The 12,848-nt window shown below is 71.7% G+C and carries 12 protein-coding genes and 1 riboswitch; of the genes, 6 read left to right on the top strand and 6 right to left on the bottom strand.

The genetic code is table 11. The features are described 5' to 3' along the window. Positions 1–183: 183 nt before the first annotated feature. The 3 genes from CV755_RS26370 to thrC form a co-directional block, all read right to left on the bottom strand. The gene (locus CV755_RS26370) at positions 184–387 is read right to left on the bottom strand and encodes a cold-shock protein (RefSeq protein ID WP_004954158.1); all 204 of its coding nucleotides are present in this window, start codon (positions 385–387) and stop codon (positions 184–186) included. Positions 388–797: 410 nt separating this feature from the next. Further along, positions 798–1,070, bottom strand: coding sequence for a MoaD/ThiS family protein (locus tag CV755_RS26365; protein ID WP_109282753.1), 273 nt, complete (start codon positions 1,068–1,070; stop codon positions 798–800). Positions 1,071–1,212: 142 nt separating this feature from the next. Continuing rightward, positions 1,213–2,493: a threonine synthase gene (gene thrC / locus CV755_RS26360; RefSeq protein WP_109282752.1), complete on the bottom strand. Its 1,281-nt coding sequence runs from the start codon at positions 2,491–2,493 to the stop codon at positions 1,213–1,215. An 18-nt stretch (positions 2,494–2,511) separates the two neighbouring features. Beyond that, a riboswitch (SAM riboswitch) is annotated at positions 2,512–2,654 on the bottom strand. A 154-nt stretch (positions 2,655–2,808) separates the two neighbouring features. On the opposite strand from thrC, the gene CV755_RS26355 reads away from it, so the two are divergent. The 3 genes from CV755_RS26355 to CV755_RS26345 all read left to right on the top strand — a co-directional run bounded on the left by CV755_RS26355 (position 2,809) and on the right by CV755_RS26345 (position 6,344). After that, the gene (locus tag CV755_RS26355; protein ID WP_109282751.1) at positions 2,809–3,783 is read left to right on the top strand and encodes a glucosyl-3-phosphoglycerate synthase; all 975 of its coding nucleotides are present in this window, start codon (positions 2,809–2,811) and stop codon (positions 3,781–3,783) included. A gap of 41 nt (positions 3,784–3,824) precedes the next feature. Beyond that, positions 3,825–5,285 (top strand): alpha,alpha-trehalose-phosphate synthase (UDP-forming), encoded by a 1,461-nt coding sequence (locus CV755_RS26350; protein ID WP_109282750.1) that lies wholly within the window; start codon positions 3,825–3,827, stop codon positions 5,283–5,285. Positions 5,286–5,609: 324 nt separating this feature from the next. After that, complete coding sequence (locus CV755_RS26345; RefSeq protein ID WP_109282749.1) at positions 5,610–6,344, top strand: hypothetical protein; 735 nt, start codon at positions 5,610–5,612, stop codon at positions 6,342–6,344. 5 nt (positions 6,345–6,349) lie between these two features. Here CV755_RS26345 and otsB read toward each other — a convergent pair whose 3' ends face one another. The 3 genes from otsB to CV755_RS26330 are packed head-to-tail and all read right to left on the bottom strand — an operon-like array spanning position 6,350 to position 8,782. Further along, the gene (gene otsB / locus CV755_RS26340; RefSeq protein ID WP_109282748.1) at positions 6,350–7,189 is read right to left on the bottom strand and encodes a trehalose-phosphatase; all 840 of its coding nucleotides are present in this window, start codon (positions 7,187–7,189) and stop codon (positions 6,350–6,352) included. Between the two features lie 29 nt (positions 7,190–7,218). After that, positions 7,219–7,554 carry a DUF3263 domain-containing protein gene (locus CV755_RS36365; protein ID WP_241561398.1) on the bottom strand — a complete coding sequence of 112 codons (336 nt, stop codon included), beginning with the start codon at positions 7,552–7,554 and terminating at the stop codon, positions 7,219–7,221. A 10-nt stretch (positions 7,555–7,564) separates the two neighbouring features. Then, positions 7,565–8,782, bottom strand: a complete 1,218-nt coding sequence (locus CV755_RS26330; RefSeq protein ID WP_193553482.1) for an extracellular solute-binding protein — start codon at positions 8,780–8,782, stop codon at positions 7,565–7,567. 307 nt (positions 8,783–9,089) lie between these two features. On the opposite strand from CV755_RS26330, the gene CV755_RS26325 reads away from it, so the two are divergent. The 3 genes from CV755_RS26325 to nagA all read left to right on the top strand — a co-directional run bounded on the left by CV755_RS26325 (position 9,090) and on the right by nagA (position 12,786). After that, positions 9,090–10,028, top strand: coding sequence for an SIS domain-containing protein (locus CV755_RS26325; protein ID WP_109282746.1), 939 nt, complete (start codon positions 9,090–9,092; stop codon positions 10,026–10,028). A gap of 566 nt (positions 10,029–10,594) precedes the next feature. Next, positions 10,595–11,539, top strand: coding sequence for an ROK family protein (locus CV755_RS26320; protein ID WP_109282745.1), 945 nt, complete (start codon positions 10,595–10,597; stop codon positions 11,537–11,539). Continuing rightward, entirely contained in the window at positions 11,539–12,786 is a 1,248-nt protein-coding gene (gene nagA, locus CV755_RS26315; RefSeq protein ID WP_193553481.1) for an N-acetylglucosamine-6-phosphate deacetylase, read from the top strand. The genes CV755_RS26320 and nagA overlap by 1 nt, the downstream gene beginning before the upstream one ends. Positions 12,787–12,848: the final 62 nt, after the last annotated feature.

The following is a 12,848-nucleotide window of genomic DNA, read 5'->3' as shown; positions in this document are numbered from 1 at the left end:
CTCGGGGTATGAGAGTGCAAGCGCCTTCGCAGAAGGCTCCTCTAGGGGTGGTGGTCGGGTGACGGGCGGGCGCAAGCCACTCGCATACATCCCCGGGGGCGGCCCGGGGTATGCGAAGGGCCCGCACCCCATGGGTGCGGGCCCTTCGCCGAGCCTGATGACCGGGTGGTCGATGCGCCGCGGTCAGGCGGTCACCTTCACCATGTCCGCCTGAGGCCCCTTCTGGCCCTGCGAGATCTCGAACTCGACCCGCTGCCCCTCCTCGAGGGTGCGGTAGCCGTCCATCTGAATCGCGCTGTAGTGGACGAAAACATCCGCACCACCGTCGACCGCGATGAAGCCGTAGCCCTTCTCCGCGTTGAACCACTTGACGGTGCCCTGAGCCATGCCTAACTCCCCTATTACTGGCCCTTGCACAGGACCGCACTTCGCGGACCCGGGTCAGACCTCACCCCCGAGAGGTTGGGGGTGTGCGCCGGAACGCGTCGACCGCGGCTGAATGTATCTGCACGGATGCCGTCTGCAACAGGTCAGACGGACGAGAAATCCCAAGGCGGCCCCAAGCACATAACCGGTGAACTCCGGTTGAACCAGGGCAAGTCGGGCCGGGCACACCCGGCCAACCCGACAAATCGCTCGCGTATTTCTCGCGTAACTTGACGGGTTCTCATATGCGTTCGGCACTGACACCGACGGGGGAACGCCCCAACTGTATCGCGCTTCAACAGCCGGAATCGCCCCGTCCGTTTAACGGGCGGGGCGATTCCGGTATCCAGTGCAGGAAGGTTGCGAAACCCTCAGCCGCCGGCCACCGCCGGGATGATGGCGAGCGTGGCGCCGTCGGGTGTGGCGCTCTTCAGGCCGTCCAGGAAGCGGATGTCGTCTTCACCGATGTAGATGTTCACAAACCGGCGCACCCCCTTGCCGTCCAGGACCCGGTCGGCGAAGCCGGGGTATCTGCGCTCCAGATCGGCGATCACCTCGGCCACAGTGGCCCCCTGGGCCTGGACCGCGTCCTCTCCCTTGGTGAGGGCGCGCAGCGGAGTGGGGATCTTAACGGTCACGCTCATGAACTCTTACCTCTTTATTGATAGTTGTGTGCGTAAAGACGTGAATGAGTGCCGAGTGGCCGCTGCGCACAGTATCCGGCCGCCGGCCGAAGGCCGCCCCCAGCGGGCATAACCGGCCAGGCCGCGCGACGGGGGCGCGCCCTCACAGCTCCACTGCGCGGAAGGCCTCAAGGCTCGGCCGGATAACGACCGTTGGTCCACCGGCCACCGCGTCCAGCGTCTTGAGACCGTCCCCGGTGTTCAACACCACCGTGGTGAGCGACGGATCAAGCTGGCCGAAAGCGATCAGCTTGCGGGTGACGCCCACCGTCACCCCGCCCGCGGTCTCCGCGAAGATCCCCTCCGTGCGGGCCAGCAGCCGGATGGCGTCGGTGATCTCCGGGTCGGTGACGTCCTCCACCGCCCCGCCGGTGCGCCGGGCGATGTCCAGTACGTAGGGCCCGTCCGCCGGGTTGCCGATGGCCAGCGACTTGGCGATGGTGTCCGGCCGTACCGGCCGCACCACATCGTGCCCGTCCTTGAAGGCCCGGGAGACCGGGGAACAGCCCTCGGCCTGGGCGCCGAAGATCCGGTACGGCCGGTCCTCGACCAGGCCCAGCGCGATCAGTTCCCGCAACCCCTTGTCGATTTTGGTCAGTTGGGAGCCGGAGGCGATGGGCACCACGATCTGGTCCGGCAGCTGCCAGCCCAGCTGTTCGCAGATCTCATAGGCCAGGGTCTTGGAGCCCTCGGCGTAGTAGGGGCGCAGATTGACGTTGACAAAGCCCCAGCCCTCGCCCAGCGGGTCGCCGATCAGCTCGGAGCAGAAGCGGTTCACATCGTCGTAGCTGCCCTCGATGCCCACCAGGTCGCCGCCGTAGACCGCGGCCATCACCACCTTGCCCGCCTCCAGGTCGTGCGGGATGAACACACAGGAGCGCAGGCCCGCCCGTGCCGCGGCGGCGCCCACCGCGCCCGCCAGATTGCCGGTGGAGGAGCAGGACAGGGTGGTGAAGCCAAAGGCGCGGGCGGCCTCCACGGCGATGGCCACCACCCGGTCCTTGAAGGAGTGGGTGGGGTTGCCGGAGTCGTCCTTGATGAACAGGCCGCCGGTGACGCCGAGTTCACGGGCCAGATTGCCGGCCCTGACCAGCTTGGTGAAGCCGGGGTTGAGGTTGGGCCGGTCCGCCACATCGGCGGGGACGGGCAGCAGCGGCGCATAACGCCAGATGCTGGCGGGGCCCGCCTCGATCCGGCGGCGCAGCGCCTGGGGGTCCTCGTCCGGGAACCGGTAGGCCGTCTCCAGCGGCCCGAAGCAGGACGCGCAGGCGAAGACCGGTCCCAGCGGAACGCGCTCCCCGCACTCGCGGCAGGACAGCGCCACGGCGGGGCCGAGGGAGACCGAAGAGGGTGCGGAGGGTGCGACGGTATGCGCAGCAGCCATGGCAGGCGAGGCCCTTTCTCCTCATCTTCCTCATGGCGAACCTCGCCATGAGACGGAATTGGCACCTTCCCCGCCGGGAGCCTCGCGCTGTCTGCGGAGAACCGGCTGGAGGGTTGCCGGGGCTTCAACGGGCCGTGTCCCTCTGCCCCTCTGGATGAGCGGTATGGCACCGGGCGGCTGCCCGGGCGTTTATGCACGCGGCGACCCCCGACATAGGACGGGGATCCGCGTTGTTCAAGACTGTAACGGAAGCCCGCGGCCGTTTTCAGGGCCGTCCGCAAGGCGAGACGCATCACACAACGAGGAGTCATTCAGGTGCTGGAAGAGGTGGAGCGCTGGCTCGCCCGGCGGTCCTGGTCCGTCACAGACCGTCCGCTCGACCGGCTCCTCGCCGCCAAACGCGAGACCGGCAGCACGGTCAGCGTGGTGCTGCCCGCGCTGAACGAGGAACGGACGGTCGGGGCGATCGTCGCGGAGATCCGCCGGGCCCTGATGACCGAGGCGGTGCCGCTGGTGGACGAGCTGGTGGTGCTGGACTCCGGCTCCACGGACCGTACCTCCGAGGTGGCCGCGGCGGCCGGGGCGCGGGTGGTGCACCGGGACTCGGTGCTCCCCCGGCTGCCCGCGCTGCCCGGCAAGGGCGAGGTGCTGTGGCGGTCGCTGCTGGTGACCTCCGGCGACATCGTGTGCTTTATCGACGCCGATCTGCGGGACTTCTCGGCCGACTTCGTCTCCGGGATCGTGGGTCCGCTGCTCACCGAGCCGGAGGTGGACTTCGTCAAGGCGATGTACGACCGCCCGCTGGGCGCCGAGTTCGGTGCGCCCGGCTCCGGCCGGACGGCCGGTCAGGGCGGCCGGGTGACCGAGCTGGTGGCCCGTCCGCTGCTCAATCTGCACTGGCCGCAGCTGGCCGGCTTTGTCCAGCCGCTGGGCGGGGAGTACGCGGCCCGCCGCTCGCTGCTGGAGCGACTGCCGTTCCCGGTGGGATACGGGGTGGAGCTGGGGCTGCTGGTGGACGCGCTGCACACGGTGGGCCTGGACGCGCTGGCCCAGGTGGACGTGGGCGTGCGCAAGCACCGTCATCAGGACGGGCAGGCGCTCGGCCGGATGGCGGCCGCGATCTACCGCACCGCCCAGTTGCGGCTCGCCCGGCCGTCCCTGGTACGTCCGGTTCTGACCCAGTTCGAGAGGACCGCGGAGGGCTTTGTTCCGCGCACTTATGCGGTGGACACCGAGGAGCGTCCGCCGATGGCCGAGATCCCCGAGTACGCCCGGCATCGCGCGGCCTAAGCGTACGTTTGAGCGGATCGTGACGCGGCAAGGCTCGCGGCATGGTCACTGAGCAAGCCGCTTCCGCTCCGATCGTCGTCGCCTCCAACCGTGGCCCGGTCTCCTACCGGGTACGGGAGGACGGCTCACTGGCCGCGGGCCGGGGCGGGGGCGGACTGGTCTCCGGGCTCAGCGCCATCGGCCCGGAGTCGGGCGCGGTCTGGGTGTGCGCGGCCATGAGCGAGGGCGACCGCCTGGCGGCCGAAGGCTCGGGCGGCAGACTCGACACCGCCGACACCGGCGGCCACCGGGTGCGGATGCTGGACATCGCGCCGGACACCTTCGCCGCCGCGTACAACGGCATCGCCAACTCGGTGCTGTGGTTCGTCCATCACCTGCTCTACCAGACGCCCCTGGAGCCGGTCTTCGACGAGTCCTTCCGCGCCCAGTGGGCCGCCTATGAGGCGTACAACGCGGCCTTCGCCGAGGCGCTGGCCGAGGAGGCCGCCGAGGGCGCCGCGGTGCTGGTGCAGGACTACCACCTGACGCTGGTGCCGGGGCTGCTCCGCGAACTGCGACCGGACCTGCGCATCGGGCACTTCTCGCACACCCCCTGGGCGCCGCCGGACTACTACCGCCTGCTGCCGGACGATGTGGCCCGGCAGGTGCTGCGCGGCATTCTGGGCGGTGACCGGGCGGCCTTCCTGACCCGGCGCTGGGCCCAGGCCTTCGCGGACTGCTGTGAACAGGTGCTGGGCGCGCAGACCGAGCGGGAGAACGGCATCACCACCGTGGTGCGCTTCGAGGGCCGCACCACCCGGCTGGGGGTGCACGGCCTGGGCGCGGACGGGGACTTCCTGCGGGAGCGGGCACACCGGGCGGACGTCGAGGAGCGGATGGCGGCGCTGCGCGCCCGGATCGGCGGCCGCAAGACCATTGTCCGGGTGGACCGCACCGAGCTGTCCAAGAACATCGTGCGCGGGCTGCACGCCTACCGGCGGCTGCTGGTGGAGCGGCCGGAGTGGCGCGGACAGGTGGTGCATATCGCCTTCGCCTATCCCTCCCGGCAGGACCTGACCGTCTACCGGGACTACACGGCCACCGTGGAGCGGGTCGCCCGGGAGATCAACGCCGAGTTCGGGGACGCCAGTTGGCAGCCGGTGGACCTGCATGTCAAGGATGACTTCGCCCGCTCGCTGGCGGCCTACCGGATGGCAGACGTGGCCCTGGTCAACCCGATCCGGGATGGAATGAACCTGGTGGCCAAGGAGGTTCCGGTGGTCTCCGACGCCGGATGCGCGCTGGTGCTCTCCCGGGAGGCGGGGGCGGCGGCGGAGCTGGCCGAGGACGCCCTGCTGGTCAATCCCTACGATGTGGAGGCCACCGCGCGGGCGCTGCACCGGGCGCTGCTGATGGATCCGTCCGAACGGGCCGAACGCTGCAAGCGGCTGGCCGCGGCCGCTACTGCCCTCCCCCCGGCCCGCTGGTTCATGGACCAACTGACGGCGCTGCAAGGGATGTAGCGGCTCCCCGCCAGGGGCCACGGGGGGTGCGCCCCGCCAGGGGCACGGGGGGCGCGCCCCATAGGGGCGCGGGGAACTGCGCGACCAGCCAAAGTCGGCCCGCACCCGGCAATGAACGCAGGTATCGCTTCCGGGTGCGGCCCGGTGGTCGCGTTGTGCCCACCCGTTCCGCCCAGCGGAACGACTGCCCACAACGCGCAGGGGGCGCCCCCTCAGCCAAAGCGGAACGCGCCGGAGCGCACGGCGCTTAGCCGAAAAGCGCAGTGCGCGACCCCGCTTCGGGGCCCCGCCTGGACGGCCCGGCGCACGGGTAATCATGGTGCCATGTCACACGCACCCCGTTGGGCCGCCCTCGCGGCCGCCTCGGTGACGGTCATCGCCCTCACCGCCACCGGTTGTTCCTCGAGCTCCGACAAAAAGTCCGACACCAAGGACTCCTCGGGCTCCTCCTCGGCCTCCGCCAACGCCAAGGCGCCATCCGGCTCCTCGTCCAACGGGCAGGCGGTGCCGGTGGGCGCCGGCCCGCAGCCCGCGTACACAGTGCAGAAGCAGCCCGCCCCCGGCAGCTGCACCTATCACTACACCGCCGACAAACAGCCGCTGCCCGACCCCAAGTGCACCCCGGGCGCCACCAACCCCAAGGTCACCCAGGCCACCATCAAGGAGACCATCTGCAAGGCCGGTTACACCAAGGGCATCCGGCCGCCGGTGAACATCACCAGCCGGGAGAAGACCGCCAACGCGGCCTCCTACGGCTACAAGGGGCCGATGCGGGACGCCGAGTACGACCATCTCATCAGCCTCCAGCTGGGCGGGGACCCCAATGACCCGCGCAATCTGTGGGTGGAGCCGCCGTCGCCCGGTCACAAGGACGGCGCCGGCCCCAACAACCCCAAGGATGTGGTGGAGACCAAGCTCAAGACCGCCATCTGCTCCGGCAAGGTCCAACTGGCCGCCGCCCAGCAGGCCATAGCGCATGACTGGACCACCGCGCTGTCCGGCCTGGGCATCAAGGACGACGGCAGGAAGGCGGCGGCCAAGGACCCCGACGACGACTGAGCCGGTCAGCCCAGCCGCTCGGCCAGGGCGGTCAGCAGGGCCACCACTCCGGACGGTCCGTCGGCCACCAGGTCGGCACGGGCGGCCAGTTCGGTGACCTCGGCGCTGCCGCTGCACACCAGTACCCCGTCCATGCCTTCGGCGCGCAGCCGTGCCACGGCGTCGAAGGCGGCGAGGTCACCGAGGTCGTCCCCGGCGTAGAGCACACAGCCGGCGCCGGTCTCCTTGAGGTACTCGGCCAGGGCCACGCCCTTGTCCACGCCCGGCGGGCGCAGCTCCAGCACCAGCCGGCCGGGCTCGACGATCAGGCCATGCCGCTCGGCGAGTTCGCCGAGCGGGCCGGTCAACGCCTGGAAGGCGGCCTGCGGGTCGGCGGCGCGGCGGGTGTGGACGGCGATGGCGCGGCCCTTGTCCTCAACCCAAGTGCCCTGCCAGGCACCGGAGTTGTCCAGCACACCGGGCAGTTCGGCGCGGACCGCGGCGACTCCGGGGTGCGGGGCGGGGGCGCGTACGGTGCCGGTGGCGGCGTCCCACCGTTCGGCGCCGTAGTGGCCCAGGACCGCCAGGCGCTCCAGGCCCGGCACGGAGGCGAAGCCGCCGTAGCGCACCGCGGCCCCGGCCGGACGGCCGGTGATCACGGCGACGGAGTTGAGGTGCGGGGCGAGTCGGGCCAGGGCCGGCACGGCCGCGGGGTGCGCCCGGGCCTGCTCGGGGTCGGGCACGATCTCGGCGAGCGTGCCGTCGAAGTCCAGTGCCACTACGGCCCGTTCGGGCCGTTTCAGCAGTGCGGCCAGGCCGTCGCGGCCGGCCTGGGTGACGGGTTCCGGAAGAGGGTGGCTGCCCATGCCCCCGACCCTACCGATTCCGCCGGGATTCAGCGGCGCTCCCGGCGGGCGTCCCGCAGCCGGCGGAGCCGGTTGACGGTGACCGGGTCGTGGGCCGGCGCCCGGGGGTCGTCCAGCAGGGCATTGAGCAGCTGGTAGTAGCGCGTCGGCGTGATGCCCAGCCGCTCCCGCACGGCCCGCTCCTTGGCGCCGGGCCCCGGCCAGGACTCCCGCTCCAGGGCGAGCACGGCGCGGTCCCGCGCGGAGAGTGCATGGGCGTCCGGCGCGGGGGGCGCGTCAGCGTCCCGTGCGGGGAGCGCGTCGGAGTCCCGGCCGGGGTGCGGGTCGGCGTCCCGGCCGGGGAACCCTTCTTCGTCCCGGTCCATGCCGCCCAGGCTAATGGGGACTCTCCACCGACTGCGCCTGGGTCTGGATCTCGCTGAGCACGCCCATGGGGTCGCCGCCCGGCTGCACCGCCTGGCCGATCTTCTCCTTGATGGTCTTGCTGACCTTGGCCCAGGAGGTCTTGTTGGCCGGGTAGAACACGGCGTTCTGCAGCGGCTCCAGGAAGGGCAGCAGCTTCTTGTTCTGGCCGTCCTTCTGCATCTGGTCGGAGGCGGACTGGGTCACCGGCAGCAGGCCGTACTGGGTGGTGAAGTCCAGCACGGTCTGGGTGCCGTAGACAAAGTCCAGGAACTGGCCTATCTCCTTGCGGTGGCCGTTCTGCTTGAAGGCCATCAGCCAGTCGGCCACACCCATGGTGGACTTGGCCTTGCCGCTGATACCGGGCAGCGGCGCCATGCCGTACTTGATGCCGCCGGCCTCGGCCTGCTGCATCAGGCTGGGGTGGCCGTTGAGCATGCCGACCTGGCCCTTGCAGAAGGCGTCGAAGACGTCCTGACGGTTGGTGCGGGCCGGGTCGGAGCCGGTCAGCTTCTTGCCCACCAGCTCATCGCGCAGCCAGGTGAAGGCCTGGACGTTCTCATGCGAGTTGATCACATAGTCGTCGTTCTTGTCGGTGTAGCCACCGCCCGCGCCCAGCATCCACAGCAGGGACTCGGCGGGTGCCTCCTCGGGGCCCAGCGGCAGGCCGAAGGGCATCTTCACCCCGGCGTCCTTGAGCTTGGACGCGGCGGCCTGCAGCTCGTCCCAGCTCTGCGGGGCGCGCAGCACACCGGCCTTCTCGAAGAGGGTCTTGTTGTAGAACAGCAGCCGGGTGGAGGAGACAAAGGGCAGGCCGTACTGCATCCGGTGCACCTCGCCGGCCGCGGCGATGGAGTCGATGAAGTCGGCCTGGGTGGGGACGGACAGCAGCTGGTCGGCGCTGTAGAGCTTGCCCGCCGCGGCGAAGTCGGCATAGGCGCCGATCTGCGCGATGTCCGGGGCGTTCCCGGCGGCGACCATGTCGGCGACCTTCTTGTCCACCTCGGTCCAGCTGTAGACCTCGACCGAGACCTTTACGCCCTTGTGGTCGCCCTCGAAGGTACGGGCCACCGAGTCCCAGTAGCGCTTGGAGCTGTTGGCGGGCTTGCCGTCGCCGTACTCCGCCGCGACCAGGGTGATCTTCTTGCTACCGCCCGCTCCGGTACCGCAACCCGTCAGGGCCGGCGCCATCGCCGCCGTCGCGGCACCAGCCGCCGTCAGACCCAAGAAACGCCGCCGCTGCACTTGCTTTCCGCCCTCGTGATCGGTGAGAAATCCATTCGGATGGAGTTCGGATGGAGACCGCCATCCCTGACGGGTGACCGCCATCTCTTCCGCGCCACCTTAAGCGCTACTCGAACGGGCGCTCGCCCCGCCCTCGCCCTTCCCTCCACCGCGGGGCGGCTGCTATCCACGGAGACGGACAACCGATCATGACCGATCCGCCAATCGATCAGGCACCCGATCAGGCAACCGATCCGCCAAGGAGCCAGCGCATATGAAGCCCTCCGTCTCCCTTACCGCCGGCGAACTCGCCACCCAGCCCGACTGCTGGCGGCGGGCCGCCGCCCTCGCCCCCTCGGTGGCGGAACTGCCCAGACCGGGCGAGCGGATCGCCGTCACCGGCTGCGGCACGTCCTGGTTTATGGCCCAGTCCTACGCGGCGCTGCGCGAGGCGGCGGGGCAGGGCGAGACGGACGCCTTCGCCGCCTCGGAGTTCCCGGTCGGCCGGCGCTATGACCGGGTGCTGGCGATCACCCGGTCCGGCACCACCAGTGAGGTGCTGCGGCTGCTGGACGAATTGCGCGCTGCCGGTGCCGGTGCCGGCACCGAGACGGTGGCGATCACCGCCGACCCCGGAAGCGGGGTGCTGCGGGCCGCCGGCTCGGCGGTGGTGCTGGACTGGGCGGACGAGCGCTCCGTGGTCCAGACCCGCTTCGCCACCACGGCACTGGCCCTGCTGCGGGCCGGGCTGGAGGCCCATGGCCCCCTCCCGGAGGGGGTACGGACCGTGGCCGAGGCGGTCACGGACGCCGAGGCGGCACTCACCGACTCGGTACCGGCGGCGGTGCTCCAGGCGGAACAGTGGACCTTCCTGGGCCTGGGCTGGGCGTATGGGGTGGCCCAGGAGGCGGCGCTGAAGATGCGCGAGGCGGCGGGGGCGTGGACGGAGTCCTACCCCGCGATGGAGTACCGGCACGGGCCGGTCGCCATCACCGGCCCGGGGCGGGTGGTGTGGGCGTTCGGTCCGCTGCCGGAGGGGCTGGCGGCGGAGATAGTGGGGGTGGGCGGGACGCTGGTGCATGTCGGCGCGGATCCGATGGCGGATCTGGTGCGGGCGCAACGGGTGGCTGTCGCGGTGGCGGAGGGGCGGGGGCTGAACCCCGACGCCCCGCGCAATCTGACGCGCAGCGTCATTCTGGGCGGGGCTGCGTAAGGGTTCCCCGGCGCAGGGCCCTTTTCCGGGCCCGGCCCCGTTCCGGCTGCGCCGGGGGCTCGCCGTTGCCGGGTGCGGCACCATTCCGGCTGCGCCGGGAGGCGATCGCCATTGCCGGGTGCGGCGCCGTTTCCCGCGGGGCGCCTCCCGCGCACGGTTCCGGGTGCGGATTCCCTGCCGGGGGCGGACGTACGTTGCCGGGGGCGGCACCGTTTCCCGCCTTCGGCGGTCGGCCCCACCCACGCGCCACCCGTGACCGTTGTCCGGGTCGGTTGGGCTCTCCGGCCTGGGTTGCCCGCCGTCGGCGACCGCGGACCGTCAGCCGCCGACGGCGGGCAACCCCCGCAGGCAAGCTCACCCCACCCGGGAGACAGCAACGGGTGGCGCGTGGGTGGGGCGAGCCCGCCGCAGGCGGAAACGGCGCCGCACCCGGCAACGCACAAGACACGCACCCCCGCGGAAACGGCGCCGCACCCCGCAAGGGGCGCGAGGGGGCGCCCCCCGTGCAACGGGGCGCCGAACAGTGGACTAGACCTTTCGCGCCCCCACGCGCAACACTGGACGACGTGAAACACGTCATCGCCCTGGACGTAGGCGGCACCACCATCAAGGCCGCACTCGTCAGCCAGGACCACACCCTGCTGCACGAAACCCGCCGCCCCACCGCCACAGCCCAAGGCCCCGACGCCGTGGTCACCGGCATCCTGGACCTCGCCGCCGAACTCCGCGCCCTGGGCGAGGCCCGCTTCGGCCGCGCCCCGGAAGCGGCGGGCATAGCCGTACCCGGCATCGTGGACACCCGCACCGGCACCGCCGTCTACGCCGCCAACCTCGGCTGGCGCGAGGTCCCGCTGAAAAGCGAACTCGGCCGGCACCTGAACCTCCCCGTGGCCGTAGGACACGACGTCCGCACCGGCGGCCTGGCCGAGGGCCGCCTCGGCGCCGGCCGCGCCACCGACCGCTTCCTGTTCATGCCCGTGGGCACCGGCATCGCCGGCGCCATCGGCATCGACGGCCGCATCGAGGAGGGCGCCCACGGCTCGGCCGGCGAAATCGGCCATATCCGCGTCCGCAGCGATCAGGCCGCCCCCCGCTGCGGCTGCGGGGCCACCGGCTGCCTGGAGGCCCTGGCCTCCGCCTCCGCCATCAGCCGCGCCTGGGCGCGGGCCACCGGCGACCCCGCAGCCGACGCCGCCGCCTGCGCCGAGGCCGTCCGCCGCGGCGACCCGCGCGCCGAGGCCGTCTGGCGGCAGGCCGTGGACGCCCTGGCCGACGGCCTGGTCATCGGCCTCACCCTGCTGGACCCCCATACCCTGATCATCGGTGGCGGCCTGGCGGAGGCCGGGGAAACCTTGTTCACACCGCTGCGCGCGGCCGTCCGGGAGCGTCTCACCTTCCAGCGGCTTCCCCTGATCGTCCCGGCGGCCCTCGGGGACACCGCCGGCTGCCTGGGCGCGGGCCTGCTCGCCTGGGACCTGCTCGCCATGGAATTCACGGAGGTAACCGCCTGATGGTGGATCGAACGGTTCTCACCGGCGCCCGCGTGGTGCTGCCCACCGGAGTGGCCGAGGGCTGCCGCCTGGTGGTCGAGAACGGCCGTATCGCGGCCGTCCTCCCCGTGACGAGCGCAGACCGGAGCCCGGACGCGAGCCGGATCGCCGCTCCGGACGCGAGCCCGGAAGCAGGTGCCCCCGGACCGGGCCCGGCCATGGACGAGGGCCCGACCCTGGACCTCACCGGCCACTGGATCGTCCCCGGCTTCGTGGACATGCATGTCCACGGCGGCGGCGGAGCCTCCTTCTCCTCCGGCGACCCCGAAGAGGCGCTCACCGCCATCAACGCCCACCGGGCGCACGGCACCACCACCATGGCCGCCTCCACCGTCACCGGCGACCTGGACGACCTGGCCCGGCAGGCGGCCGTACTGGCCGAGCTGACCCAGCAGGGCGAGCTGGCCGGGGTCCACTTCGAGGGCCCGTTCATCTCCCCGCACCGCTGCGGCGCCCACCAGCCCGGGCTGCTGCGCGCCCCCGACCCCTCGGACGTCCGCAAGCTCATCGACGCCGCGCATGGCACCGCCCGGATGATGACCCTGGCCCCGGAGCTGCCCGGCGGCCTGGAATCGGTCCGGATGCTCGCCGACCTCGGGGTGATCGCCGCGGTGGGGCACACCGACTCCTCGTACGAGGCCACGCTCCAGGCCATCGAAGCGGGCGCCACGGTGGCCACCCACCTGTTCAACGCCATGCCCGGGCTGCTGCACCGCGCCCCCGGCCCGGTCGCCGCGCTGCTGGAGGACGAGCGGGTCACCGTGGAGCTGATCAACGACGGCACCCATCTGCACCCCTCCGTGCTCCAGCTCGCCTTCGCCCGGGCCGGCGCGGACCGGGTCGCCTTCATCACCGACGCCATGGGCGCGGCCGGGATGAGCGACGGGATGTACGCCCTGGGCCCGATGCGGGTGGAGGTCAAGGACGCGGTGGCCCGGATCGCCGACGGCCCCACCGCCGGTTCCATCGCGGGCTCCACCCTCACCCTGGACACCGCCTTCCGCCGCGCGGTGACGGTGGACCGGCTGCCGGTGGAGGACGTGGTACAGGCGCTGTCCGCCAACCCGGCCCGGCTGCTGGGCGTGGACGACCGGGTCGGCTCCCTGGCGGAGGGCAAGGACGCCGACCTGGTGGTACTGGACCACTCCTTCGAGCCGGCCGGCGTGATGCGCAAGGGCGAATGGCTGGTCCGTCCCGAAGTGCGCTGATTCCTCCCGCCCTTGCACCCAAGCGGCAGGTCCCCGACTCTGGGCCTGCCGCTTCTGTTTTG

It is taken from the genome of Streptomyces orinoci (genome assembly GCF_003121295.1).
GTDB classification, from domain to species: Bacteria; Actinomycetota; Actinomycetes; order Streptomycetales; family Streptomycetaceae; genus Streptomyces; species Streptomyces orinoci.
This window is presented reverse-complemented; position numbering and strand designations above follow the sequence as displayed.